Source organism: Streptomyces sp. ADI95-17, from assembly GCF_003846175.1.
Taxonomy (GTDB): Bacteria; Actinomycetota; Actinomycetes; order Streptomycetales; family Streptomycetaceae; genus Streptomyces; species Streptomyces sanglieri.
In genome coordinates this window covers 260897-283971 of the sequence record NZ_ML123052.1, presented here as the reverse complement: position 1 = coordinate 283971, position 23075 = coordinate 260897, and the positions used below count along the sequence as shown (strand labels likewise).

The window sequence follows — 23075 nt, the reverse complement described above, 5'->3', positions numbered from 1 at the left end:
CAAGAAGTGAACGACGACCACGCCACCACCGACCCGGCGACCGAGGCCTTCGTCGCCCATCGCAACCTGCTCTTCACCGTCGCCTACGAAATGCTCGGTTCGGCGGCCGACGCGGAGGACGTCCTCCAGGAGACCTGGCTGCGATGGGTCGGAGTCGACCAGGAAAAGGTGCAGGACCAGCGCGCCTACCTGGTCCGGATCACCACCCGGCAGTCGCTCAACCGGCTGCGCGCGCTGTCGCGCCGCAAGGAGGCGTACGTCGGCCCCTGGCTTCCCGAACCGGTGCTCACCGCGCCGGACGTGGCCGAGGACGTCGAACTCGCCGAGAGCGTGTCGATGGCCCTGATGCTCGTCCTGGAGACCCTGTCGCCGACGGAGCGCGCCGTCTTCGTGCTGCGCGAGGTCTTCGCCGTCGACTACGACGAGATCGCCGCCGCCGTCGAGAAGACCCCCACGGCCGTCCGCCAGATCGCCCACCGCGCCCGCCGCCACGTCGACGCCCGCCGCCCCCGTGCGGCGGTCTCGGCGAGCGTGTCCCGGGCGGCGGTGGACTCGTTCCGGCGCGCCCTGGAGACCGGGGACCTCCAGGGCCTGCTCGACGTGCTCGCCCCCGACGTGGTCCTCCTCGGCGACGGCGGCGGCATCAAGCAGGCCGCCCGACGGCCGATCGTCGGCGCCGACAAGGTGGCCCGCTACCTCGTCGGAGGCACCAACAAGAACACCGCCACGATCACCATCAGCCCCACCCTGGCCAACGGCAACCCTGCGTTCCTGCTGCGCCTGGACGGCGTCATCGACGGCGTCGTGGCCTTCCGGATCGAGGACGCCCACATCACCGGCCTCTACTACGTCCGCAACCCGGAGAAGCTGACCCGCGTCGACTCCGAGACCCCGCTCACCCTGCGCTGACCCCCTTCACCGGCCCGCCCCTCAGCGAGGAGCGGGCCGGGGGCCCGCAGCTCGCACCAGACCGTCTTCCCGTACGGCCGCTGCTCGATCCCCCACCGCAGCGCCAACGCGTCAACGAGCACCAGCCCCCGCCCCGACTCGTCACCGCCGGCTGCGGTACGCAGCGTGGGCCAGGCGCACGGCTCGGGATCGCTCAGCTCGACCCTGACCCTGCCGGTACGCGTACCGCTGACCCGGAGTGTGACCGGCGTCCCCTCCCCGAGATGCACGATCACATTGGTCAGCAACTCGCTGACGCAGAGCAGCAGATCGGGTGAGTCCACACCCCCGCACCGCTCCCGCAGGGTGCGCCGCATCTCCGGTACGGCCTTCGGCACGGCGAGCAGGTCCACCGCGATGGGCAACGGGCTCATCCCCCGGCCGCCGAACGCAGCACCTCGGCCATCCGGCGCGCGGTCGCCACATTGCAGTTACCGAGCGAGACCAGCGGCGGCCGGGTCGACCTCGCGGCGAAGGTCAGCGGATCGACACCGAGCGAAGGCAGGGTGATGTTGTGCGCGGCGAGCGCGGCACGGAGCTCGTCGATGTCCGGACCGATGTCGTGGCCGGCGAAGCCGTACGTGTCGTCCATGGGGGAAGTCCACCTTTCGTTGCTGACTGTGACGAATGACTCACACGCTGCCGCACGGGGCCCTACCGTCAAAGGACTTCCCGCTCCACAACGCACAGCGCGAAAGGCGGTCAACAGTGGCCACACGCAAGGAGATCGACGGCTCGGCGGGCGTCCCGCAGTTCTACGGCAAGGAACTCCGCTTCAAGCGGGAGGAGGCGGGCCTGACGCTGGAGAAGCTGGTGGACGGCAGCTTCTACGGCATCACGTACCTGAGCGAGATCGAGCACGGCCACCGCCGAATGCCGGAGGACCTGGCGCAGCACGTGGACCGGGTGCTGGGGACGGACGGGTTCTTCGGGCGGCGGTGCGGGGACGTACGGAAGGCCAAGCAGGGGGCCCACTCCTCGTACTTCGCTGGGGTCGCGGAGGCGGAGACACGGGCCCGGGCCATCGCCGAGTGGTCCGGCACGCTGATCCCGGGGCTACTTCAGACCAGGTCGTACGCCGACGCCGTCATCCACTCCGCGCACACCCTGGACACCCCGGAGGAGGTCGAAGCCAAGATCGACGCTCGACTGCAACGAGCCCGGCTCTTCGACAACCCCAAGAAGCCCGAGTATTGGGTGATCCTGCACGAGGCCCTGATCCGCCATTCCATCATCCCGCCTGTGGAGATGGCCGAGCAGTTGGAACACATCGCCGCCCTTGTACGGCGCGGCCGCGTCGTTGCACAAATCCTTCCGTGGAACGGCCCGACCCGGGCGCTTACAGAGCTACCGCTCTTTCTCATGGACTTCGACAACGAGCCACCGCTGCTCTATACCGAGGGCTCGTACCACGGGCAGACCATCGACGATCCGTCCATCGTCATGCGCTACCGCAAGGCATACGATCGGCTCAGGGCCGCCGCCTTGCCGCCAGAGGTGTCCCTCGAACTGATCGAGAAGGTGGCTGAGGAGTACCGGAATGGCCAGCATCGTCTTTGATCTCAGCGCTGCCACCTGGCGCAAGAGCAGCCACAGCAATGGCGATGGCGGCAACTGCCTCGAAGTCGCGGACGGCCACCAAGACCTCGTCCCCGTCCGCGACTCCAAGCGCCCCGAAGGCCCCGTGCTCGTCATCCCCGCGTCCGCGTGGGCGCCGTTCGTCGAGGCCGTCAAGGTGGCGTGACGCGTTCCCTGGCCCAAGGGCTGGGGAACGAGCCAGAATCCGGGCATGATCGGCGCATGACAAAGCCCGAGAGCGCGGAACCCGACTACGACGTCGTCATCAGCGGATCCGGCCTCGCCGGCAGCGCCGCCGCGATCCTGCTCGCTCGGCGCGGTGTCCGCGTCGCACTGCTGGAGCGCCGCTCGGACCCCGAGGCGTACAAGGTGCTCTGCACCCACTCCATCACGGCCAACGCCTACCCGGTGCTGGACGAGCTCGGCCTCGTACCCGCTCTGGAGGAGGCGGGGGCGGTCCGCAACGACGCCCGCTGGCACACCCGTTGGGGATGGATCGAGCCGAACGCCCCGTCGGACGGCCCCGAGCTGCCGCACGGGTACAACGTGCGGCGCAGCACCCTCGATCCGTTGATCAGGTCCCGCGCGGTGGAGACGCCCGGCGTCGATCTGCTGCTCGGTCACCGTGTGACCGGGCTGGTCCGGGAAGCCGGGCGGACCGTGGGGGTGCGGGCGTCGACGCCGCAGGGCGAGCGCGAGATCCGGGCCCGGCTGGTGGTCGGGGCCGATGGCAAGGACTCGGCCGTGGCGAAGTTCGCCGGGGTGCCCACCAAGCGGTACGAGAACGGGCGGTTCGGCTATCTCGCGCACTTCCGCGGTCTTCCGCTGACCGGCGGGATCGGCCAGGCGTGGTTCCTCGACCCCGACATGGCGTACGCGTTCCCGAACGACGACGGCGTGACGGTCCTCGCGGTGCTCCCGGACAAGAAGTGGCTGCCGGCCTTCAAGGAGGACCTGGAAGGCAGCTTCCTCGAATTCGTCCGCGCTCTGCCCGAGGCGCCGCCCATCGACTCCGCCGAGCGCGTGTCGAAGATCATCGGCACGGTCGACTACCCGCTCCACACCCGCAGGCCGACCGCACCGGGCGTCGCGCTCATCGGCGACGCCGCCCTCACCAGCGACCCCCTGTGGGGCGTGGGATGCGGATGGGCCCTGCAGACCGCGCAATGGCTGACCGATGCGGTCGCCCCGGCCGCCACCGGACTGCGGGAAGACCTCGACAAAGCCCTCACGGCGTACGCGCGCACGCACCGGCGCCGGCTGACCGGCCACCAGCAACTGGCCGCCGACTACGCCAAGTCCCGTCCGTTCAAGGCAATGGAACGGCTGATGTTCTCCGCCGCGGCGCGCGATACGGCGCTGGCGCGGCACATGTACCTCTTCGCGGCCCGCCTGATCGGTCCGCTGCGATTCCTGAGCCCCGTGGCAGTGGTCAAGGCCCTGGCCGTCAACGTCAGGAGGCGTTCATGCTGAGCCTGCCCTGGTCGTCGACGACCTCGACCGTGACGGTCTTGTCGTTGTAACCGACCCGGACCCTGCAGTCGAACTTGTTGCCCTCCTCGGCCTTCATGGCCGCCGGGCATTCCACGCCGTCCCTGGACACGTTCTTCGGCCCCCGCGCGACCTCGGCAGCCTGCCGTTCCACCGTTTCCTGGTCCAGCAGCCGCGGCGGGTAGAGCGCTTCGGTATCGGTGTTCATCACCTTGATCGTCACGGTGAGGGCGCACCCGGCGACGATGACGGCCGAGAGCGTTATGAGAAACCGCGCGAACTTCCCTTGATCGGTCACGCATGGTTCCTACCGACTCCATGGCCGCAGAGACAAGTGTGCTTCCGCGATCAACACCAATTCCCTCCGGATCCCGGCCACTTGGATCGCACCGCCCCGAGAGCGACAACTCCTCGCGCGTGGAGCCCGGATACCCCACCATGCAAGGCAACGGCAGGAAGAACCGGGGGAATCCGCATGCCGCGACGGAAAGAGCTGCCCACGGAACGGCCGGCAGCGGACGTCAACTGCTCGTCCAGTCACGGAGGCTGAAGGGCCACAGCGGCCTGAGCCTGGCCGCGCTCGCGAGCCGGACCGGCTACAGCCGCTCCTCATGGGAACGGTATCTGAGCGGCAAGAAGCCCGCACCGCGCCAGGCGGTCGAGGCGCTGTGCGCACTCACCGGGACGTCGCCCGGACGGCTGCCGGCACTCTGTGAGCCGGCGGACGCCTGGTGGAGCGGCCGGGCCCGGCCGCGTCAGGCGGGGCCGAGCCCGGTGATCAGGGACTGGACCACCATGTCGGCCCCCTGGGCGGTGGTCAGCTCCGGCATCTCGTGTGAGGCGATGTTGGTGAGGTGGATGAGCAGAGAGCGGGCCCAGCCGCCCGGAAGGCCGGGGCGGATGACGCCCTCGCGCACTGCGCGGGCCATGAAGGCGTCGAGCTGCGCGATCAGCCGGCCGAGGCGGTCGGCCGCGGCCCCGTCCTGTACTTGTCGCACGTCCACCGGCCACCGCCTGCCGACGGTGATGATGCCCTCCGCGTACCGGTGCAGCGCCACCATCACGGGTGCCTCGGTCAGCCGCGCCTCGGTGACGGCCTTTTCGCAGGCTTCGAGCTTGGCCACATGGACGGCGGCCAGGAGTGCCTCGCGGGTCTTGAAGCGGCGGTAGACGGTACGCCGGTCAACGCCCGCCTCCGCCGCGATCGCCGCGATGCTGGTGCCGGGATCGCACGCCAGCAGGCGCGCTCCGGTCTGCAGGACCGCGTCCAGGTTGCGTGCCGCGTCAGCTCTCATCGTGATCGGAGCATACGCAGGGGTGCGGCTGATCCACCAAGAAGCGCCACTTACCTATTGCACCTCAGCCATTAACTGTCACATAGTTGTGGCATTAGCGCTTCGCTGGGCGCGTTTGCCGTCGCGTCGTCCCTCACTCCAGGAGTCCTGTGTGAGTCCGGTCCACATGTCCGAGAAATTGCGAGAAGTCCTCGATTCCAGGGTCTTCGTCACCGTGGCAACCCTTCAGCCCGACGGAAGCCCGCACCAGTCGGTGGTCTGGGTGGGGAGGGACGGCGACGACCTCTTCTTCGTGACCGGTTTCGACAAGCTCAAGGTGCGCAATCTGCGGCGAGATCCCCGACTGAGCGTGACGGTCAACCCACCGGACGAGCCCTACGGGTACGCGGTGATCAGCGGCACCGCCCGGTTCGAGAGTGCGGGCAGCCGCGAGCGCATGGACGAGCTTGCCGTCAAGTACACCGGCAAGCTCTACGCCGAACACCATCCGGAGTCGTATGCCACCCTCCCGGAACTGGTCACCGTCCACGTCGCCCCCGAAAAGATCGCGTCCCGTTTCCTGTGAGACGGAGAAGCAGAGAAGGAGCACCGTGTTGAAGACCTACGTCATCACCGGCGGCACGGACGGCATCGGCAGGGCCATCGCCGACACCTACCTGGAAAGGGGGCAGGAGGTGGTGGTCGTCGGGCGCAACGCGGGGAAGGGCGAGGCGTGGCTCGATGGCGCGCGACAACGTGGCGCGGCCGCAAGGGCGCACTTCATTCATGCCGACCTGAGCCGTCTGGCCGATACCGGAGCAGTCGTCGAACGCATCCGGTCCTCCTGTGCGCAGGTCGACGCCCTGGTGCTGTGCGCACGACACTTCCGGACCACCCGCGCGGTCACCGCCGACGGCTTCGAGAACACCTTCGCCCACTTCTACCTCAGTCGCTTCGTACTGAGCCATGGGCTGGCCGACCTGCTCGAATCCGCCGATGCCCCGGTCATCCTCAACATCGCCGGGCCCGGCGGCGAAGGGGAGATCTGCTGGGAGGACCTGCAGCTTGCGCGGGAGTACGACGGGCAACGGGCGCTCATGCAGGGCGGGCGACTCAACGATCTGCTCGGTGTCGCCTTCGCGGATGCCCGGCCGGGGACGAAAGTGCGGTACGTGCTGCTCGACCCGGGCACGGTCAGCACCAGCTTCTCGGGGCAGTACACACCGGACGTCATGGCCCGGATCGACGTCATCCGCCGTTCCGCCCAGCCGGTTCACGAGGCCATGGTCCCGATCATCAGGCTGCTGGACGCCCCGCCCGCCGCCCCGCTGAGCGCCTTCGTGCGGGACGTGCCGATCAGCCCGCACGGCCCCGGGTTCGCGATCGAGGAGGCACGGCGGCTGCACCTGCACACCACAAGGTTGTTGGCCGACTGGGAGACAGGGACGACGAGGGAGGCAAGCGGCGCCGGGAAGAGCCGGACGCGCATCGGAACCAGCAACTGCATAAGCTGGTTGATTCAGCGACCACGGAAGTGAGAAAGACATGGGCGACCGGGACACGGACCTGTTCGGCGACAGCCTCACGTACGACGACATCAAGGCCGCCACCGAACGGACCGCCGGACACATCCGCCCGGTCACGGTCGCACCGGTCGTGTCCGGCGCGCCGGACACGGTCCGCGTGGGGTCCGAGGAGCCCTACGAGCTCTGGTACGCGCTGGAGTTCATGCAGCACACCGGCTCCTTCAAGGCACGCGGCGCGCAGAACTTCATCCAGGCCCACCGCGAGGCGGGCACCCTGCCGGACGCGGGGGTGACCATCGCCTCCGGCGGCAACGCCGGGCTGGCCTGCGCGTGGGCCGCCCAGCAGCAGGGCGTACGGGCCACGGTGTTCCTGCCGAGCACCGCGCCGGCGGTGAAGATCGCCAAGCTGCGCGGCTACGGGGCGGACGTGCGGCTGGTCGGCGCGGAGTACGCCGAGGCCCTGAAGGCGTGCGAGGAGTTCGCCGCCTCGTCCGGCGCGCTCGCCTCGCATGCCTACGACCACGCGCTGATCGCCGCCGGGGCCGGCACCCTGCTGGAGGAGATCCACGCCCGGATCCCCGGTCTGGACACCGTGGTGGTCTCGGTCGGTGGGGGCGGTCTGTTCGCCGGCGTCGCCACCGCCGCCCGGCACCACGGCATCCGCACGGTCGCCGTCGAGCCGGAGAACTGCCGGGCGCTGAACGCCGCCCTGGATGCCGGTGGCCCGGTCGACGTCCCCGTCGACTCGGTCGCCGTCGACTCCCTCGGCGCCCGCAGGGCCACCGCCCTGGCCCTGCGCGCCGCACGCGAGAACGACATCCACTCCGTCCTGGTGCCGGACGGCGAGATCGTCCGCGCCCGCCAGGCACTGTGGGACCACCGCCGCGTCGCCGTCGAGCACGCCGCCGCCACCGCACTGGCCGCGCTCACCGCACCGTGCGGCGGATACCGGCCGCGCGAAGGCGAGCGGATCGCCGTGGTGCTGTGCGGGGCGAACACCGACCCGAGCGACCTGGTGCACCCGGCCGCGAACCAGGACTGAGACCAGGGCCGGGGGCGGGGTCGGGGCCTTCGAGACCGGGGCCTTCGAGACCGGGGCCTTCGAGACCGGGACCTTCGAGACCGGGGCCTCCGGGACCGGGGCCTTCGGGGCCCGAGGGACTCCGGGACCGGGACCCTCGGGGCAAGACCCCAAGACCCCAGGACCCCGGTCCGTGCCGCGCGAAAGGGGCGCACCCGGAGATCCGGGCACGCCCCTCACAGGCAACGCGCAGTGTCGCGGAGGCTCGTCAGCGCTCGCGACGCTCGCGGAGCTCGTCCGCGGCGCCCCGGGCCTTGTCACGGCCCTGCTGCGACGTCTTCGAGGCCCGCTCGGACATGTTCTGCGTCCGCTCCCGGCCCTCGGTGCCCGTCCGCTCCTGGCCCTTGTTCCGGCCTTCCCCGGCCTTCTTCTTGGCCTCGTCGGCGAGCTGCTGCGCCTTGTCCTTGAACTGGTCTGCAATACCCATGCTGTTCACTCCTAGTGGATGCTTGGGGGCGGTCCGTGAGGACCACGTTCAGCGTCGCAGGACCCGGCATCCACCGCATGTCGATCACTTACGCTGCGTAGCCGCCGCCCTCGCGTCCTGGTCAGCGGCGCCTCCGGCGCCCACGAGGCCCTTGCTCACGCTGTCCAGCCGCGAGCCGAACCTGCGGACCTCCCGCTGGCCGACGACGCCTATCAGCGAGGGCAGGTAACCCCGTACGGACTGCATCCCGCGCAGCCACCACTGCGCGTACACGTGCGGGGAGCGGCGCTCGACACCGGCGACGATCCGGTCGACGGCGGGACCCAGCGGGTACGTGCGGTTCGCCGGCCAGGGCAGCCGCTGGCGCAGTTCGCGCATCACGTCGTCCTGGTCGGCGCCCCGCACCATGTCCGTGTCGGTCCAGGACAGGTAGCCGACCCCGACCTTCACGCCCCGGTGGGCGACCTCGGCCCGCAGGCTGTGCGCGAACGCCTCCACGCCCGACTTGGACGCGCAGTACGCGGTCATCATCGGCGCCGGCGTCATCGCCGCGAGCGAGGCGATCTGGAGGAAGTAGCCGCGGCTCTCCATCAGCACCGGCAGGAACGCCCGCCCGGTCACCGCGCCGCCGATCAGGTTGACCTCGATGACCCGGCGCCAGGCATCCGGGTCCGAGTCGACGAACGGTCCGCCCGCGGCGACCCCGGCGTTGGCGACGACGACATCGATCTTCCCGAACCGCTGCTTGACCTCCTGGGCGACCCGCGCCATCGCCTCGTGGTCGGTGACGTCCGCGAACCAGTGGTCGCTCTCCGAGTGCAGCCGCTCGGAGACCTTCTTCAGCTCGTCCGGCTCCAGGCCGACCAGCGCGAGTTTCGCGCCGCGTGCCGAGAGCTTGCGGGCCAGCAGTTCGCCCACGCCGCGCGCCGCGCCCGTGACGACGACGACCTGTCCTTCGAGACTCCGCCTGCCGCTCATGCGACCTCCTCCTTCTCGGCCGTACCCGTGCCCGCACTCGAATCCGTCTTCGCGCCCGCGTCCGCACCCGCAGGGAGGTACGCGGCGACCAGCTCCCGGAGCTTCGCCGTGACCGCCTCCGGCGCCTCCACCGGCGTCATGTGGCCCAGGCCCGTCAGTTCGGTGAGCCCCAGGCCGTCGGGGAGCGCGGCCGCGATCGCGCGTGCGTGCCCGATCGGGGTGAGCCGGTCCGCCGTACCCGCGATCACCGCCGTGGGCACCCGCAACTCCCGTACGCCCGCGTCGAGATCGAGGTCCGCGAGGACCCGCCCCCAGGCGGCCCGGGCCTTCCTCGGGCAGGCGTGCACGATCCGGGCACAGGTCTCCACCCGCTCCGGGGCCGACCCTGCTCCCATCGTGGCGTACTTGAGCACCCGCCGGGTAATCGGCGTGACCGGTCCCAGCGGGGCCGACGCCACGAGGATCCCCCGGGTCATCCGGGTCCGCACCGCACCGGCCCGCATCGGCACCACCACCGACTCGGCGGGCAGCCGCGAACTCCCGGTGCTGCACAGCAGTACGGCCGCCGCGTGCTCACGCAGCCCGGCCCGCCGGGCAGCGGCCATGATCGTCATGCCGCCCATGGAGTGCCCGCCGAGCACGGCCTTCTCACCCGGTTCCAGCGTGGCGGCCAGCACCGCTTCGAGGTCGTCGGCGAGGGCGTCGGTGCTGCATCCCCCGGCGGCGACCGCGGGCGAGCCGCCGTGGCCGCGCTGGTCGTAGACGACGACCCGGTGGTCCGCCGCGAGGTCCCTGATCTGCGCGTCCCAGAAGCGGGTGCTGCACGTCCAGCCGTGCGCGAGCACCACGGCCGGCGCGCCGTCCCGCCCGTGCACCTCGACGTGGATGCGGGCGCCGTCGGCGGAGCGCACGGTGAGTTCGCGCGCGGGGACCGGCGGGGCGCTGTCGCGCCGCAGCAGCCGGCTCATCCCCCGACCTCCTCGGCGACGGCCTTCCCGGCCGCCGGTTCCTTCGCGGCGGCGGCCCGCTTCGGGATCCGTACGACCTCGTACTCCGAGAGGTCGACCGACCGCGTCGCCTTGCGGAATTCGGCGGTGGTGCCCGGCCAGACCGTGGTGTTGCGCCCGCTGGCGTCCAGGTACCAGCTGTTGCAGCCGCCGGTGTTCCACACGGTGCGCTTCATCCGCTCCTGGACGCGGCGGTTCCAGGACCCGACCGCCGAGGTCCGCGCGTCGAGCGCGACGCGCCCGCCCAGCACGTTCAGCTGGCGCAGGTAGTCGGCCATGTAGTTCAGCTGGGACTCGATCATCAGAATCATCGAGGAGTTCCCGAGCCCGGTGTTGGGGCCGATGATCGTCATCCAGTTGGGGAAGCCGGCGGCGCTGGCGCCGCGCAGCGCCTGCATGCCGTCCTTCCAGGACTCGGTGAGCGTGATGCCGTCCGCGCCCACCACGCGCTCGGCGATCGGCATGTCGGTGACGTGGAAGCCGGTGCCGAAGATGATCGCGTCGACCTCGGTCTCCGTACCGTCGGAGGCGACCAGCGTGGAGCCGCGCACCTCGGCCAGGCCGGAGGCGACCACGTCCACGTTGGGCTGGGCGAGCGCCGGGTAGTAGGCGCTGGAGAGCAGGATGCGCTTGCAGCCGATGCGGTACGAGGGGGTCAGCTTGGCCCGCAGCTCCGGGTCCTTGATCGCCCGCGCCATGTTGGCCTTGGCTATCCTCTCGACCAGTCCCAGCTCGCCCGGGTGCTTGGTGAAGGCGCTGACCTGCAACTCCCTTATGCCCCAGAGCAGTCCGCGACGGGCCGTGCCGGTGGCCGGCAGGGCGCGGTGCAGCCAGCGCTCGGCGCCGCTGATCTTCCGGTCCATGCGCGGCATGACCCAGGGCGGGGTGCGCTGGAAGAGCGTCAGGCTGCCGACCTTCGGCTGGATCGCGGGCACGATCTGGATGGCGGAGGCGCCGGTGCCGATCACGGCGACGCGCTTGCCGGTCAGATCGGCGTCGTGGTCCCAGCGGGCCGAGTGGAAGACCTTGCCGGGGAAGTCGGCGAGGCCGGGTATGTCCGGCGTCTTCGGGTCGGAGAGCGGGCCGGTCGCGGAGACCACGACATCGGCCGTGAAGCGGGCCCCGTTCGCCGTCTCGATGACCCAGTGCAGCTCCTCGCGCTCCCAGCGCATAATCGTCACTTCATGGCCCAGCCGGAGGTGCGGGCGCAGCCCGAAGGTGTCCGCGACGTGCTCCAGGTAGGCGCGGATGTGCTCCTGGCCGGAGAAGGTGCGCGGCCACTCGGGGTTGGGCGCGAACGAGAACGAGTAGAGGTGGGACGGTACGTCGCAGGCGCAGCCCGGATAGCTGTTGTCGCGCCAGGTGCCGCCGACGGAGTCGGCCCGCTCCAGGACGACGAAGTCCGTGATGCCTTCGCGGCGCAGCCGGACCGCGGCCCCGAGGCCCCCGAATCCGGATCCGATCACCGCCACTCGTACGTGCTCGTGCTGGGCCATGCTGCCGCCTCCCGCGGTACGTCACACGACTCTGCCAGCAATCACTGGCATTGTTGGGAGAGTAGAGCAGCTCCGTACCGATGGGTAGGGGTACGGCAGTGGAAAGTTACCGGCGGTACAACAAGCGGCCCGAGCCACCGGCGGGGCCGGTAGGGTGCGGGTGTGGCCGAAGGACGCGAGCACCGCGAATACCGCATGGAGGAGCTGGCCAAGGAGGCCGGCATCCCGGTGCGGACCGTGCGCTTCTACCGTGAGCGCGGACTGATCTCGCCGCCCCGCCGCGAGGGGCGCATCGCCTGGTACGACGACCACCACCTGGCCCGGCTGCGCACCATCACCGGCCTGCTGGAACGCGGCCACACCCTCACCGGCATCGCCGATCTCGCCCGCACCTTCGAGAGCGGCCGCGATGTCGCCGAGGTGCTGGGCCTTGGCGAGCCGACCGAGGAGACCCCGGTGCGCCTCACCCCCGAGCAGCTCGCGGACTACTTCGAGGGCGAGACCACCCCGGAGAACCTGGCCGCCGCCCTCGAACTGGGCTATCTCGCCACCGACGGCGACGAGATCGTCCACATCAGCCGCCGCCTGCTGGAGGTGTCGTCCCAGCTGGTGCGCGAGGGGGTGCCGCTCTCCACCGTGCTGGCGGCCGGCCGCCGCGTCCGCGAGCACGCCGACGCGCTCGCCGAGCTCTTCGTGGGCGTCCTGGAGGGCCAGGGCGGCGACGAGACCGAACCGCCGCAGCTGCGGCCGCTGGCCCGCGCGGTGGTGGACGCCGAGCTGTCCATGGCACTGGACCGGCGGCTGCGCCGCGAAAGCACCGACGAACCGCCGCGGGATCCCACCCCCTGACGGGCGGTCACGCGAGGACTGCTGCCGGGCGGACTCTCTCGATCTCGATCGCACGCCGGGATACTGCCCGGCCCGTACCGCCCGGTACTCTCCCCGTTCGCACGCTCTACTGTTCGAAGACCACCGTCACCGGCGCGTGGTCGCTCCACCGCTCACCGTGCGTCGCGGCCCGCTCGACCCAGCCCTTCACCGCGCGCCCGGCCAGTCCCGGCGTCGCCACCTGGTAGTCGATCCGCCAGCCGGTGTCGTTGTCGAAGGCCCGCCCCCGGTAGGACCACCACGAGTACGGCCCCTCCTCGTCGGGGTGCAGCGCCCGTACGACGTCTACGTACTCCGCCTCGTCGAAGACCCGGGTCAGCCACTCCCGCTCCTCGGGGAGGAAGCCGGAGTTCTTCTTGTTGCCCTTCCAGTTCTTGAGGTCCGCCTCCTGGTGTGCGATGTTCCAGTCGCCGCAGACCACCACCTCGCGGCCGTCGGCGGTGGCCCGCTCCTTCAGGCCCTTCAGATACGGGAGGAACGCGGCCATGAACCGCTCCTTCTCGTCCTGCTTCTCGGTCCCGACCTCACCGGACGGCAGATACAGGCTCGCGACCGTGACGCCCGGCAGGTCGACCTCCACGTACCGCCCGCTCGCGTCGAACTCCTCGCTCCCGGCGTCCCCGAATCCGCCGAACCCGATCTGCACGCGCTCCGGCGCACGCCGCGTGTAGAGGGAGACCCCGGCCCGCCCCTTGGCGGCGGCCGGCGCGTGCACGGTGTGCCAGCCCGCCGGCTCACGCACCTCTTCGGGCAGCTGCTGCGGCTCGGCCCGTACCTCCTGGAGGCAGATCACATCGGCTTCGGTAAGGGCCAGCCACTCGACGAAGCCCTTCTTGGCGGCGGCGCGGAGCCCGTTCACATTGACGGTGGTGACAGTCAGCATCCCGGCACGATACCGACATTCAGCTTACGCATACATGTACCATAATCCGCATGATTATCCACCCTCGGTCCTTCGACCACCCCGATGCCGTCAAACTCAACGACCAGGTACAGCTCGAATATGCCGAGCGGTACGGGGACGAGGGCGATGTCACACCGCTCGACCCCGCGATGTTCGAGCCGCCGAACGGTCTGTACCTCCTCGCCTACGACACGCGGGACCGCCCCGTCGCCACCGGCGGCTGGCGCACCCAGGACCGCAACGACGAGGGCTACTCGGACGGCGACGCCGAGCTCAAGCGGATGTTCGTGATACCCGAGGGCCGGGGCAACGGACTGGCCCGCCGCATCCTGGCTGCCCTGGAGGACGACGCGCGGGCGGCGGGCCGGGTCCGCATGGTGCTGGAGACCGGGGACCAGCAGCCCGAGGCGATCGCGCTGTACACGTCCAGCGGCTACACCCCGTGCGAGAAGTTCGGCCACTACCGGACGTACGAGAGCAGCCTCTGCTTCGCGAAGCCGCTGCGGTAGCGGCCGCACCGCCCGGCCGTCAGGCGCCGGCGGCGTACCGCCAGAACTCCCGCATCATCGGGGGCGGGGTCGGTCCGGTCATCGCCAGCTGGGTCAGCAGGACGGAGACGGTGCCGGTGGCGGGCGTGAGATGTCCGGCCGTTCCCGTGCCGCCCACCCAGCCGTAGCGCCCCGGAACGTTCCAGGGATCGATGGCCTCGACGTCCACCGACCCGCCGTAGCCCCAGCCCTGGCCTTCCAGGAACAGCGCGCTGCGCTCGCGTTGCGCCCGCGTCAGATGGTCGGTGGTCATCAGCCGCACCGAGTCCTGCGACAACAGCCGGCGCCCGTCACCGCTGCCCGCTTCTCCCCCGGCGAGCAGCATCCGGGCGAAGGCATACCAGTCGTCGGCGGTCGAGACCAGCCCGCCGGCGCCGGACGGGAACGCGGGCGCGCTGCTCCACTGCCCGCCCGGACCGTCGGCCAACAGGAGCCCACCGCCCTCCGGATCGGCCCGGTAGAAACTGGTGAACCGGCCGGCCTTGGCCGCGGGCACGACGAATCCGGTGTCGGCCATGCCCAGCGGCTCGAACAGCCGCTCCGCCAGGAACTCGGGCAGCGACCGGTCCGAGACCCGGGCGATCAGCACCCCGAGGATGTCGGAGCAGGTGTTGTACAGCCACTCCTCTCCCGGCTGGTGGAGCAGTGGGACACGGGACAGCGCGGCCATCCAGGCGTCCGGTTCCGGGACGAGCTGCGGCTCCAGCGACCCCTGCTTCAGCTCGCTGAACAGCAGCCCGACCGCGGGCAGCGAGAAGTCCGACGGGAAGCCGTACCCGGCCCGGAAGGTGAGCAGATCCTCCACCGTGATGACCCGGTCGGCCGGAACCACGTCGTCGACCGGGGAGGACGGCGTACGGACCACCACCGGTGCCGCCAGCTCCGGCAGCCACTGCCGGACCGGCTCGTTCAGCGCGATCCGGCCCTCCTCGACCAGCATCATGGCCGCGGCGGCGACGATCGGCTTGGTCATCGACGCGATGCGGAAGATCGAGTCCCGGCCCATCGGGACCGTGCCCTGCGCATCGGCCGATCCGACGGCCGCCACCTCGACCCGGTCCCCCCGGGCCACCAGCCCCACGGCGCCGGGCGCCGCCCCGTCGCCGACGTACTCGTTCAGGACATCGTTCAGTTCGGTCATCGCTCCACCTTCCCGCTCATGCTCCGGAAAGAAGGACCGCCGCACCGCCCGGAACTGATCGGCCCGGAACTCGTCGTCCCGGGTCAGCGCACCCGGCCGACACCCACGTAGAAGCCGCTGCGCTCCTGCACGGGCGCGGGCTCCTCGCGGTACCACTCAGTGGCGAAGACCAGTCCGGGTTCGACAAGCTCCAGCCCCTCGAAGAAGGGCTCCACCTCGCTCCGGGTACGCATCCGCAGCGGGATCGCCCCCTTCTTGTACGTGGCCTCGGTCTCGTCCTTCAGCTCCGGGTGCTGGTCGGCCGTGCCGTGCGAGAGCACCAGGAAGCTGCCCGACGGCAACGCGTCGACCAGCGTGCGGGTGATGGCGTACGGGTCCTCGTCGTCCGGCAGGAAGTGCAGCAGCGCGATCAGGGACAGGGCGACCGGCCGGTCGAAGTCCAGCAGCCCGCGGGCGTGTTCGACGATCGCCTCCGGCTTCCGCACATCCGCGTGGATGTAGTCGGTGGCCCCCTCCGGCCTGCTGATCAGCAGCGCCTCCGCGTGCCGCAGGACGATCGGGTCGTTGTCCGCGTAGACGATCCGGGCGGACGGCGTGATGCCCTGGACCACCTGGTGCAGATTGGGCTCGGTGGGGATGCCGGTGCCGATGTCGAGGAACTGATCGACCCCGTTGCGCGCCAGCCAGGCGGAGGCCCGGTGCATGAAGGCCCGGTTCCGCGCCGCGTTGCCCCGCGCCTCTGCGGGCAACTGCTCCGCCACCTGCTGATCGACCGGATAGTTGTCCTTGCCGCCCAGGAGCCAGTCGTAGACGCGCGCGGGGTGGGGCTTGCTGGTGTCGATCCGGAGCTCGGGCCTGTCGACCGTCACTGGGCGCTCCTCTCGGTGCGGAGAATTCGGAAGAATTCAACAGGGGTGAACGCGTTCAGAGTAGGCGACGCCCACCACGCGACCACGACCGGAACCCTCTTGCCTTGAAGTGCACTTCAACATCCACACTCCTTCTCACGGCCACCGAACGACGGCGGCCGGAACCGGAGGGGACCGCCATGAAGTACCGCACCATCGGAACCGATCCCGCCACCCGCCGCGAGGTGAGCGTCCTCGCGCTCGGCGCGATGCTCTTCGGGTCGGTCACCGACGAGAAGACGTCGTTCGCGATCCTGGACCACTTCGTCGAGGCCGGCGGCACCTTCATCGACACCTCCGACAACTACGCGTACTGGGTCGAGGGCGGCCTCGGCGGCCAGAGCGAGCGGCTGCTCGGGAAGTGGCGGCGCAGCCGCGGTGTCGGCGACGAGATAGTCATCGCCACCAAGCTGGGCGCCGAACCCCTCGCACCCGGCACCGGGTTCGTCGACAACCCGGAGGGCCTGTCCGCGAAGGCGGTCCGCGAGGCCGCCGAGCGCAGCCGGGAACGGCTCGGCGTGGACAAGCTGGACCTGCTCTACGCACACATCGAGGACCGGACCGTCCCCCTCGGCGAGACCGTCGAGGCGTTCGGGGAGCTGGTGGCGGAGGGCGCGGTCGGACTGCTGGGCGCCAGCAACCACGCCGTCTGGCGGGTGGAGCGGGCCCGCGCGCTCGCGGCCGCCGCCGGACTGCCCGGCTACGAGGTGCTGCAGTACCAGCACAGCCATCTGCGCCCCCGGTTCGACGTCCCCAGCCCGCTCTTCGAGGACGGCAGCCTCGGCCACGCCGGCCCCGAGATGCTCAGCTACCTGCGCGCCGAGCCCGCACTGACCCTGGTCGCCTACTCACCGCTGCTCGCCGGCGCGTACACCCGCACCGACAAGCCCCTCCCCCAGGACTACGACCACCCCGGCACCCCCGCACGGCTCGCGGTCCTGCGCGAGATCGCCGCCGAGACCGGGGCCGGCATCAACCAGGTCGTCCTGGCCTGGCAGATCGGCGGCCGGCTGCCGGTGATCCCGCTGGCCGGAGCTTCGTCGGTGACCCAGCTGAAGGAGAACCTCGCGGCGGTCGACCTGGACCTGACGGACGACCAGCGGGCGCGCCTGGACAACGCCCACTGATCCCGGGCGTGGCCGGCCCCGCCGTCACCGCTCCTCGTCCGGCGGCGGCGCGGGCCTGCCGCCGTCGTCGGGCAGCATGACCAGGCGCACGGCCATCTGGCGCGAGTCCGGCAGGTGCTCGCCGGGCGCGCTCGTGTACTTGTGCAGCAGCGCCTGGTACTCCTCGGCGAACGCGGTGACCTGCTCCCGTGTCATCCGCAGCCCGGCGCGGTAGATCTGGTTCCACCCCGCCGAGGCGTCGTAACCGGCGTACGCCTTCACGACCAGGTTCAGGTCATGGGTCATCCTGAGCGTGCCGAGCTTCACTGCGGCCTCGCGCTCGTCCTCGGTCATCTCCAGGCCGGGCGGCGTGAAGATGTTCGTCATGAGCGACTTCCACCAGCGCTCCCGCCCGGTCGAACGCTCCTCGATCTCCGCGATCAGCTTGAGGTCGGCGAGCTTGCGCAGGTGATAGCTGGTGGTGCCGGTGGACTCGCCGAGAGCCTTGGCGACGCCGGTGGAGTTCGCCTCGCCGTGTTCGCCGAGATAGCTCAGGATGTCGCGGCGCACCGGGTTGGACAGCGCCTTGTAGAAGGCCTTGAGGTCCTGGCCGGTGAGCACTCTCGTCTCGGGACGCTCGACCATGCCCGCCAGCATAGTGCAGAGGTTCTCTGCAATCATTGCAGAGACTGTTTGCAGAACCTCTCTGCAATGGTTACGTTGGCCAGGGAGGCGCCACCCGGCGCCGGGATTCGGGGGGATACCCATGCCGGAATCACTGGACGCCCGCACTCGGGACGAGATCGACGACCAGGTGGCGGAGGCCTTCGACGCCTACCTGTCCGACCGCCTGACGGAACGGGGCCCGCTTCGCACGGCCCTGACCGCAGGACGCACCGCCCGGGTCGTCCTGGGCACGCTCGCCCTCGGCACCCTCGCAACGGCACTCGCACCGGGCGGCGTTGCCACCGTCTGCTGGATCTGGGGCGCGATCGCGGTGATCGACATCGCCTGGCTGCGGGCCGCCCACCGCAACTGACGGTCCGTGGGCCACTGCGCCACGATGCGGGACCGACCTGCGGAACGACGAAGATCCCGCCCGAACTTTCGATCGGACGGGATCTCGTGTGTGCGGTGGACCTGTGGGGATTTGAACCCCAGACCCCCTCGATGCGAACGAGGTGCGCTACCAGACTGCGCCACAGGCCCTTGCAACGAGTGAAACTCTAGCACCCCGGACGGGGTGCTCGGAAATCCGGTCCGTGCTGGTCAGCCGTGGCGGCGGTGCAGGGGGTCCGGAGCGGGCTCACTCGTTGGCGGCCCGGGGACGGTCCCCGTCCTCGTACTGGTCGAAGAGCGGGGTCCGGCCCCGGTCGCGGGTCCGGCGGGAATGACTGGTGCGCTGGCGCGGCGCCGGGTCGACCGGGGGCGCCGCGGGGTGCGAGGTGCCCGTCTGGGTGGGCTCGGCGGCGCTGGAGCGGGCCGCGCTCCAGGTCTCCGGGTTGCCGACCTCGACGCCACCGGTGGCGCGCGGGGCGACCGGGGCCGTGACGTAGGTCGGCAGCGGGACCGGGACCGGCTCCCAGCTGTCGCCCTGGGTCCGGCCGCGTTCGCGCTGCTGGTCGACCCATTCCGCGTGGTCCGTCTGCTCGACCAGGGCGCGGCGGCCGGCCTCCTGCGGGGAGACCACGGGCGCGGGCTCCGGCTCGGGGCGGCGCGCTTCGGGCTCCTCGTCGGGCTCGGCGGGGGCCGCCGCGTCCGGCTGGTGCCTGCGGGGACGGTTCTCGCGCAGGTGCTGCGCCGCCACCTCGGCCCGGCGACGGTCCATGGTGAAGGCGAACCGGCGCCGCTCCTGGGCCCGCAGATGCACGATGTACGTGCTCAGCAGCACGGCCGGAACCGCGGGTGCCCAGAGGAAGTGCAGGCCGCCGACCGCCGCGACGACCGCGCCGAGGGTGAAGGCCAGGAAGAGGATCACGGTGGTGCGCCGGCGGCGCGCGAGGACCTGGAGGCGCTGGGCGCGCCGGACGCGCTCGGCGTCCGTCGCGCCGGGGCGCGGACGGGCTCGCCGGGCAGGGGCCGGTGCCGGTTCGGGGCGCTCCTCGGCGGCGCGCGCCGGGTCGTGCACCCGGGCTTCGGTCTGTGCGTCGGGCGCGGCGAAGGCCCGGACGTCCACGGAGACCATTCGGTCCGTGGCGACGTCCGGGTCGGCGTCGGGCTCCGCCTCCTCGGCGGTGCGCTCCCGCAATTCCTTGGCGTACCGGCGCTCCATCGCCGCCCGTCCGGACAGCAGCCGGATGGCGGTGCTGAAGCGTTCCGTCGGACGGGCTTCGTTGAGCTCATCCTGCCTGCGGAGCCACATCGGCACCAAGTAGGCGGCCCAGGCCCCGACGATGACTGCGTAGATGAGGCCGCTGCTGCTCACGTCTCACACCGTAGAGGGGTTTGCGCGGGGGCATCCGCCAATTGGCCCGGTGTGTCGCACGATCCGGCTGATATCACGGACTTTTTTTGCGATTGTTCGGATCAACCGTGGGTGTTTGTGCGTTCGTCATCGACCAACCACCGATCAATATCGAACACTTATTTTATTTCCCGTGGCGTTCCAGGTCGCGTCCGGTGCCAGCGCCGCAACATCCCGTCGGGCACTTCCTCCGCGGTGAGCGCGTAGATGAGGTGATCGCGCCAGGCACCGTCGATGTGGAGATAGCGCGGGCGCAAGCCCTCCTCGCGGAATCCCAGTTTCTCCACGACTCTTCTGCTGGGCCCGTTCTCCGGCCGAATGCACACCTCGATCCGGTGCAGTCCGACCGAGCGGAAGCAGTGGTCGACGGCGAGGGCGACCGCGGTCGGCATCACGCCCCGGCCGGCCACCTCCTGGTCGACCCAGTAGCCGACATGGCCCGAGCACATCGAGCCCCAGGTGATCCCGGCGACCGTCAGCTGACCGACCAGCCGCCCCTCGTACTCGATGGCGAACGGCAGCATCCGGCCCGCGTTGGCCTCGGCGCGCAGGTGGCGGATCATCTGACGGTACGTGGGGCGCTGGGCCACCGGTCCGCCCGGGGCGGGCGGCGGCACCGTCGCCTCCCAGGGGCGCAGCCAGTCGCGGTTGCGCCGGTTGACCTCGCGCCACATGCGCTGGTCGCGCAGTTTGATCGGGCGGAGCACGATCGCGCCGTCGCTGAGGACCGCCGGCCAGGTCGAGACGTTCAGCTCGGGCTCCCCGGTCGGGGGTGATCGCCGCCGCGCAACTGGTCGACGGCGTGCACCAAAAGACGTGTGAGGACGGCGAGTCCGTCGCGCACCCCGCCGGTGGAGCCCGGCAGGTTCACGATGAGGGTGCCGCCCGCGACGCCCGCCAGGCCCCTGGAGAGCGCGGCGGTGGGGACCTTCTCGCGGCCCTCGGCACGGATCGCCTCGGGGATGCCGGGGATCTCGTGGTCCAGGACGCGGCGGGTGGCCTCGGGGGTGCGGTCGGTGGGCGAGATGCCCGTGCCGCCGGTCGTGACGATGACGTCGTACCCGGCGGCCACTCCTGCCCGCAGGGCCTGTTCGACCGGGTCGCCGTCGGGCACGACCTGCGGTCCGTCGACGGCGAAGCCGAGCTGCGTGAGCGCCTCGGAGATCAGGGGGCCGCCCTTGTCGGCGTAGACGCCGGCCGAGGCGCGGTTGGAGGCGGTGACGACGAGGGCGGCGTAGGGGGCGGTCAACGCGCCGCCGAGCGGGGCCCCGGACGGCCGGGCATCGCCCGGCTGCCCCGTCCCGGGCGCCGTCACGCGCCCGCTCCGTCCGCCTCGGTACGCGGGAGTCCCTCGGTGCGCCGGAGGTCCTCGGTGCGCCGGTAGTCGCCGGACTTGCCGCCGGACTTCGACTCGACCCGTACGTCCGTGATGACCGCCGACTTGTCGACCGCCTTGATCATGTCGATCACGGTGAGCGCGGCGACGGAGACGGCGGTCAGGGCCTCCATCTCGACGCCGGTGCGGTCCGTGGTCTTCACGGTGGCCGTGATCTCCACCGCGTCGTCGGCGACGCCCAGGTCGACCGTGACGCCGGAGACCGCCAGCGGGTGGCAGAGCGGGATCAGGTCGGGGGTGCGCTTGGCGCCCATGATCCCGGCGATCCGGGCGGTCGCGAGGGCGTCGCCCTTGGGGACACCCTCGCCGCGCAGCAGCTCGACGACGCGCGGCGAGACGAGGACCCGGCCGCTCGCGCGGGCCACCCGCGCGGTGACGTCCTTCTCCGAGACGTCGACCATGCGGGCCGCGCCCGCCTCGTCGATGTGCGTCAGCCTGTTCTGCGTACTCAACTAACTCCGCCTCGCGGTAGGGCGCCGGTTGCCCGCCAGGGCCTGTCCGCCGGACAGGCCCTGCGCCCGCACCGGGGTGCGGGCCGGGGGCCCGGGGGTGTCCCCGGGAAGGCACAGCGCCAGACACCGTACCGCCACCGCCCCGGGATCAGCGGAGCAGGATCACCTCGGTGTCCGTGCCGGGCTCGGCGGAGGTGACGTCCTCGGGCAGCACGATGAGCGCGTCCGAGTGGGCGAGGGCGGCGATCAGATGCGATCCGGAACCGCCGACGGGGGTGACCGTGCCGGCCTCCGCGTCGTACGTACCGCGCAGGAACTGGCGCCTGCCGGACGGCGAGGAGAGTGCCTTGTCGGCTTCGAGCGTGGCCCGGACGGTGGGGCGGTTCACTTCTTTGAGGCCCATCAGGGCCCGGATCGCGGGCCGTACGAACAGCTCGAAGGAGATGTACGACGAGACGGGGTTGCCCGGCAGCGCCAGCAGCGGGGTGTGGTCGGGGCCGATCGAACCGAAGCCCTGCGGCTTGCCCGGCTGCATGGCGAGCTTGCGGAAGTCGATGCCGCTGCCCGGCTCGTCCTCGTCGCCCACCGAGGACAGGGCCTCCTTGACGACGTCGTACGCGCCGACGCTGACGCCGCCGGTGGTGACCACGATGTCGGCCCGGATCAGCTGGTCCTCGATGGTGGCGCGGAGCGTGTCGGCGTCGTCGGTGACGGCGCCGACCCGGTAGGCGATCGCTCCGGCGTCCTTGGCCGCGGCCGTGAGAGCGAAGCTGTTCGAGTCGTAGATCCGGCCGCCGGTCAGCTCCTCGCCGGGCTGGACCAGCTCGCTGCCGGTGGAGATGACGACGACGCGCGGCCGGGGCCGCACCTTCACCGTCGAGCGGCCGATCGCGGCGAGCAGGCCGATCTGCGGCGGGCCGATCACCGATCCGGCGCTCAGCGCCAGATCACCCGGCTTCACGTCGCTGCCGCGGGCCCGGACATGGGCGCGTGCCTCGACCGGCCGGTGCACCCGGACCTCGCCGCCCGCCCCTTCCGGAGCCTCCCGCAGGGAGCGCATGGTGTCGGCGGGGCCGCCGCCCGTACCGCCGTCGGTCCACTCGACCGGGACCACGGCCTCGGCACCGGCCGGCAGCGGGGCACCGGTCATGATCCGGGCGGCCTCGCCGGGGCCGAGGCTCCGGTCGCCGGCCAGTCCGTCGCTGCCCGCCGCGATGTCACCGACGACGGTGAGCACCACGGGGAACTCCTCGTCTGCGCCCTCGACATCGGCGACCCGGACCGCGTACCCGTCCATCGAGCTGTTGTCGAAGGGCGGCAGGGCGATCTCCACCATGACGTCCTCGACCAGGACGCAGCCCTGGGCGTCGTGCAGTTGCAGCTCGATGGGTTCGAGCGGTCGCACCGCGCCGAGAATGTCGTCCAGGTGCTCGTCCACCGACCAGATCGTGCTGCTCAAGGT

General features: G+C 71.1%; 28 protein-coding genes, 1 tRNA gene and 1 pseudogene. 12 read left to right on the top strand and 18 right to left on the bottom strand.

From position 1 onward, the window contains the following. Positions 1 to 6 precede the first annotated feature (6 nt). Positions 7 to 909, top strand: a complete 903-nt coding sequence (locus EES42_RS38610) for an RNA polymerase sigma-70 factor (RefSeq protein WP_124722865.1) — start codon at positions 7 to 9, stop codon at positions 907 to 909. On the opposite strand, the gene EES42_RS38605 is transcribed toward EES42_RS38610, so the two are convergent. Further along, positions 846 to 1322 carry an ATP-binding protein gene (locus EES42_RS38605; RefSeq protein ID WP_241196867.1) on the bottom strand — a complete coding sequence of 159 codons (477 nt, stop codon included), beginning with the start codon at positions 1320 to 1322 and terminating at the stop codon, positions 846 to 848. The two genes, EES42_RS38610 and EES42_RS38605, sit on opposite strands and share 64 nt — an antisense overlap. Continuing rightward, entirely contained in the window at positions 1319 to 1540 is a 222-nt protein-coding gene (locus tag EES42_RS38600) for a hypothetical protein (RefSeq protein ID WP_124722864.1), read from the bottom strand. Before EES42_RS38600 ends, EES42_RS38605 begins: the two co-directional genes overlap by 4 nt. Before the next feature lie 116 nt (positions 1541 to 1656). Between EES42_RS38600 and EES42_RS38595 the strand changes: the two genes are divergently transcribed. From EES42_RS38595 to EES42_RS38585, 3 genes are read left to right on the top strand one after another with little or no spacing between them, the layout of a single operon-like run. Beyond that, positions 1657 to 2508, top strand: coding sequence for a helix-turn-helix domain-containing protein (locus EES42_RS38595; protein ID WP_124722863.1), 852 nt, complete (start codon positions 1657 to 1659; stop codon positions 2506 to 2508). Continuing rightward, positions 2489 to 2692 (top strand): DUF397 domain-containing protein, encoded by a 204-nt coding sequence (locus EES42_RS38590; protein ID WP_124722862.1) that lies wholly within the window; start codon positions 2489 to 2491, stop codon positions 2690 to 2692. Before EES42_RS38595 ends, EES42_RS38590 begins: the two co-directional genes overlap by 20 nt. A 56-nt stretch (positions 2693 to 2748) precedes the next feature. Beyond that, positions 2749 to 3999, top strand: coding sequence for an NAD(P)/FAD-dependent oxidoreductase (locus EES42_RS38585; RefSeq protein ID WP_124722861.1), 1251 nt, complete (start codon positions 2749 to 2751; stop codon positions 3997 to 3999). Here the strand turns inward: EES42_RS38585 and EES42_RS38580 are convergent. After that, positions 3980 to 4315 carry a DUF4333 domain-containing protein gene (locus EES42_RS38580; protein WP_124722860.1) on the bottom strand — a complete coding sequence of 112 codons (336 nt, stop codon included), beginning with the start codon at positions 4313 to 4315 and terminating at the stop codon, positions 3980 to 3982. The genes EES42_RS38585 and EES42_RS38580 overlap by 20 nt on opposite strands. A gap of 227 nt (positions 4316 to 4542) precedes the next feature. Here EES42_RS38580 and EES42_RS46885 point away from each other — a divergent pair. Continuing rightward, positions 4543 to 4677, top strand: a pseudogene (locus tag EES42_RS46885) (helix-turn-helix transcriptional regulator); the annotation flags it as partial. A 95-nt stretch (positions 4678 to 4772) separates the two neighbouring features. Here the strand turns inward: EES42_RS46885 and EES42_RS46880 are convergent. After that, positions 4773 to 5312 (bottom strand): TetR/AcrR family transcriptional regulator, encoded by a 540-nt coding sequence (locus EES42_RS46880; protein ID WP_124722859.1) that lies wholly within the window; start codon positions 5310 to 5312, stop codon positions 4773 to 4775. Between the two features lie 151 nt (positions 5313 to 5463). Here EES42_RS46880 and EES42_RS38570 point away from each other — a divergent pair, with 151 nt between their 5' ends. Genes EES42_RS38570 through EES42_RS38560 form a run of 3 tightly spaced genes read left to right on the top strand, consistent with a single transcriptional unit; the run spans position 5464 to position 7859 of the window. Beyond that, complete coding sequence (locus EES42_RS38570; RefSeq protein ID WP_124722858.1) at positions 5464 to 5877, top strand: PPOX class F420-dependent oxidoreductase; 414 nt, start codon at positions 5464 to 5466, stop codon at positions 5875 to 5877. A 25-nt stretch (positions 5878 to 5902) separates the two neighbouring features. Then, a complete protein-coding gene (locus EES42_RS38565) occupies positions 5903 to 6829 on the top strand; it encodes an SDR family NAD(P)-dependent oxidoreductase (RefSeq protein ID WP_206433799.1) in 927 nt (308 codons plus the stop codon). Positions 6830 to 6836: 7 nt separating this feature from the next. Then, positions 6837 to 7859 carry a threonine/serine dehydratase gene (locus tag EES42_RS38560; protein WP_124722857.1) on the top strand — a complete coding sequence of 341 codons (1023 nt, stop codon included), beginning with the start codon at positions 6837 to 6839 and terminating at the stop codon, positions 7857 to 7859. A gap of 247 nt (positions 7860 to 8106) precedes the next feature. On the opposite strand, the gene EES42_RS38555 is transcribed toward EES42_RS38560, so the two are convergent. The 4 genes from EES42_RS38555 to EES42_RS38540 form a co-directional block, all read right to left on the bottom strand. Then, on the bottom strand, positions 8107 to 8325 hold the full coding sequence (locus tag EES42_RS38555; protein ID WP_124722856.1) for a hypothetical protein: 219 nt from the start codon (positions 8323 to 8325) through the stop codon (positions 8107 to 8109). Between the two features lie 84 nt (positions 8326 to 8409). Further along, positions 8410 to 9303 (bottom strand): SDR family oxidoreductase, encoded by an 894-nt coding sequence (locus EES42_RS38550; protein ID WP_124722855.1) that lies wholly within the window; start codon positions 9301 to 9303, stop codon positions 8410 to 8412. After that, a complete protein-coding gene (locus tag EES42_RS38545; protein WP_124722854.1) occupies positions 9300 to 10271 on the bottom strand; it encodes an alpha/beta fold hydrolase in 972 nt (323 codons plus the stop codon). The genes EES42_RS38550 and EES42_RS38545 overlap by 4 nt, the downstream gene beginning before the upstream one ends. Further along, positions 10268 to 11806 carry a flavin-containing monooxygenase gene (locus EES42_RS38540; RefSeq protein WP_124722853.1) on the bottom strand — a complete coding sequence of 513 codons (1539 nt, stop codon included), beginning with the start codon at positions 11804 to 11806 and terminating at the stop codon, positions 10268 to 10270. The genes EES42_RS38545 and EES42_RS38540 overlap by 4 nt, the downstream gene beginning before the upstream one ends. A gap of 195 nt (positions 11807 to 12001) precedes the next feature. Here EES42_RS38540 and EES42_RS38535 point away from each other — a divergent pair, with 195 nt between their 5' ends. After that, a complete protein-coding gene (locus tag EES42_RS38535; protein WP_124723024.1) occupies positions 12002 to 12655 on the top strand; it encodes a MerR family transcriptional regulator in 654 nt (217 codons plus the stop codon). Between the two features lie 106 nt (positions 12656 to 12761). Here EES42_RS38535 and EES42_RS38530 read toward each other — a convergent pair whose 3' ends face one another. Next, entirely contained in the window at positions 12762 to 13577 is an 816-nt protein-coding gene (locus EES42_RS38530; RefSeq protein WP_124722852.1) for an exodeoxyribonuclease III, read from the bottom strand. A 50-nt stretch (positions 13578 to 13627) separates the two neighbouring features. On the opposite strand from EES42_RS38530, the gene EES42_RS38525 reads away from it, so the two are divergent. Next, positions 13628 to 14107, top strand: coding sequence for a GNAT family N-acetyltransferase (locus tag EES42_RS38525; protein ID WP_124722851.1), 480 nt, complete (start codon positions 13628 to 13630; stop codon positions 14105 to 14107). 19 nt (positions 14108 to 14126) lie between these two features. On the opposite strand, the gene EES42_RS38520 is transcribed toward EES42_RS38525, so the two are convergent. Further along, complete coding sequence (locus tag EES42_RS38520) at positions 14127 to 15287, bottom strand: serine hydrolase domain-containing protein (protein ID WP_124722850.1); 1161 nt, start codon at positions 15285 to 15287, stop codon at positions 14127 to 14129. Between the two features lie 83 nt (positions 15288 to 15370). Beyond that, complete coding sequence (locus tag EES42_RS38515; RefSeq protein ID WP_124722849.1) at positions 15371 to 16156, bottom strand: SAM-dependent methyltransferase; 786 nt, start codon at positions 16154 to 16156, stop codon at positions 15371 to 15373. 179 nt (positions 16157 to 16335) lie between these two features. Between EES42_RS38515 and EES42_RS38510 the strand changes: the two genes are divergently transcribed. Next, positions 16336 to 17322, top strand: a complete 987-nt coding sequence (locus EES42_RS38510; protein WP_124722848.1) for an aldo/keto reductase — start codon at positions 16336 to 16338, stop codon at positions 17320 to 17322. A gap of 24 nt (positions 17323 to 17346) precedes the next feature. Here the strand turns inward: EES42_RS38510 and EES42_RS38505 are convergent, their stop codons facing one another. Next, positions 17347 to 17946, bottom strand: a complete 600-nt coding sequence (locus EES42_RS38505; protein ID WP_124722847.1) for a winged helix-turn-helix domain-containing protein — start codon at positions 17944 to 17946, stop codon at positions 17347 to 17349. A 121-nt stretch (positions 17947 to 18067) separates the two neighbouring features. Here EES42_RS38505 and EES42_RS38500 point away from each other — a divergent pair, with 121 nt between their 5' ends. Then, positions 18068 to 18340 (top strand): hypothetical protein, encoded by a 273-nt coding sequence (locus tag EES42_RS38500; protein WP_124722846.1) that lies wholly within the window; start codon positions 18068 to 18070, stop codon positions 18338 to 18340. A gap of 96 nt (positions 18341 to 18436) precedes the next feature. On the opposite strand, the gene EES42_RS38495 is transcribed toward EES42_RS38500, so the two are convergent. The 6 genes from EES42_RS38495 to glp form a co-directional block, all read right to left on the bottom strand. Further along, positions 18437 to 18510, bottom strand: a tRNA-Ala gene (locus EES42_RS38495). Between the two features lie 97 nt (positions 18511 to 18607). Further along, positions 18608 to 19726: a divisome protein SepX/GlpR gene (gene glpR / locus EES42_RS38490; RefSeq protein WP_124722845.1), complete on the bottom strand. Its 1119-nt coding sequence runs from the start codon at positions 19724 to 19726 to the stop codon at positions 18608 to 18610. A 158-nt stretch (positions 19727 to 19884) separates the two neighbouring features. Continuing rightward, the gene (locus EES42_RS38485) at positions 19885 to 20517 is read right to left on the bottom strand and encodes a GNAT family N-acetyltransferase (protein ID WP_124722844.1); all 633 of its coding nucleotides are present in this window, start codon (positions 20515 to 20517) and stop codon (positions 19885 to 19887) included. Continuing rightward, positions 20514 to 21014 carry a MogA/MoaB family molybdenum cofactor biosynthesis protein gene (locus tag EES42_RS38480; protein WP_124723023.1) on the bottom strand — a complete coding sequence of 167 codons (501 nt, stop codon included), beginning with the start codon at positions 21012 to 21014 and terminating at the stop codon, positions 20514 to 20516. The genes EES42_RS38485 and EES42_RS38480 overlap by 4 nt, the downstream gene beginning before the upstream one ends. A 62-nt stretch (positions 21015 to 21076) precedes the next feature. After that, positions 21077 to 21613, bottom strand: a complete 537-nt coding sequence (gene moaC, locus EES42_RS38475; protein ID WP_124722843.1) for a cyclic pyranopterin monophosphate synthase MoaC — start codon at positions 21611 to 21613, stop codon at positions 21077 to 21079. Between the two features lie 148 nt (positions 21614 to 21761). Next, on the bottom strand, positions 21762 to 23072 hold the full coding sequence (gene glp, locus EES42_RS38470) for a molybdotransferase-like divisome protein Glp (RefSeq protein WP_124722842.1): 1311 nt from the start codon (positions 23070 to 23072) through the stop codon (positions 21762 to 21764). Between the last annotated feature and the right edge of the window lie 3 nt (positions 23073 to 23075).

Coding starts and splice junctions, on each gene's coding strand:
- EES42_RS38605 (WP_241196867.1), bottom strand. CDS start 1,322: ATGAGCCCGTTGCCCATCGCGGTGGACCTGCTCGCCGTGCCGAAGGCC.
- EES42_RS38600 (WP_124722864.1), bottom strand. CDS start 1,540: ATGGACGACACGTACGGCTTCGCCGGCCACGACATCGGTCCGGACATC.
- EES42_RS38590 (WP_124722862.1), top strand. CDS start 2,489: ATGGCCAGCATCGTCTTTGATCTCAGCGCTGCCACCTGGCGCAAGAGC.
- EES42_RS38585 (WP_124722861.1), top strand. CDS start 2,749: ATGACAAAGCCCGAGAGCGCGGAACCCGACTACGACGTCGTCATCAGC.
- EES42_RS46880 (WP_124722859.1), bottom strand. CDS start 5,312: ATGAGAGCTGACGCGGCACGCAACCTGGACGCGGTCCTGCAGACCGGA.
- EES42_RS38560 (WP_124722857.1), top strand. CDS start 6,837: ATGGGCGACCGGGACACGGACCTGTTCGGCGACAGCCTCACGTACGAC.
- EES42_RS38555 (WP_124722856.1), bottom strand. CDS start 8,325: ATGGGTATTGCAGACCAGTTCAAGGACAAGGCGCAGCAGCTCGCCGAC.
- EES42_RS38550 (WP_124722855.1), bottom strand. CDS start 9,303: ATGAGCGGCAGGCGGAGTCTCGAAGGACAGGTCGTCGTCGTCACGGGC.
- EES42_RS38545 (WP_124722854.1), bottom strand. CDS start 10,271: ATGAGCCGGCTGCTGCGGCGCGACAGCGCCCCGCCGGTCCCCGCGCGC.
- EES42_RS38540 (WP_124722853.1), bottom strand. CDS start 11,806: ATGGCCCAGCACGAGCACGTACGAGTGGCGGTGATCGGATCCGGATTC.
- EES42_RS38535 (WP_124723024.1), top strand. CDS start 12,002: ATGGAGGAGCTGGCCAAGGAGGCCGGCATCCCGGTGCGGACCGTGCGC.
- EES42_RS38530 (WP_124722852.1), bottom strand. CDS start 13,577: ATGCTGACTGTCACCACCGTCAATGTGAACGGGCTCCGCGCCGCCGCC.
- EES42_RS38525 (WP_124722851.1), top strand. CDS start 13,628: ATGATTATCCACCCTCGGTCCTTCGACCACCCCGATGCCGTCAAACTC.
- EES42_RS38520 (WP_124722850.1), bottom strand. CDS start 15,287: ATGACCGAACTGAACGATGTCCTGAACGAGTACGTCGGCGACGGGGCG.
- EES42_RS38510 (WP_124722848.1), top strand. CDS start 16,336: ATGAAGTACCGCACCATCGGAACCGATCCCGCCACCCGCCGCGAGGTG.
- EES42_RS38505 (WP_124722847.1), bottom strand. CDS start 17,946: ATGGTCGAGCGTCCCGAGACGAGAGTGCTCACCGGCCAGGACCTCAAG.
- EES42_RS38500 (WP_124722846.1), top strand. CDS start 18,068: ATGCCGGAATCACTGGACGCCCGCACTCGGGACGAGATCGACGACCAG.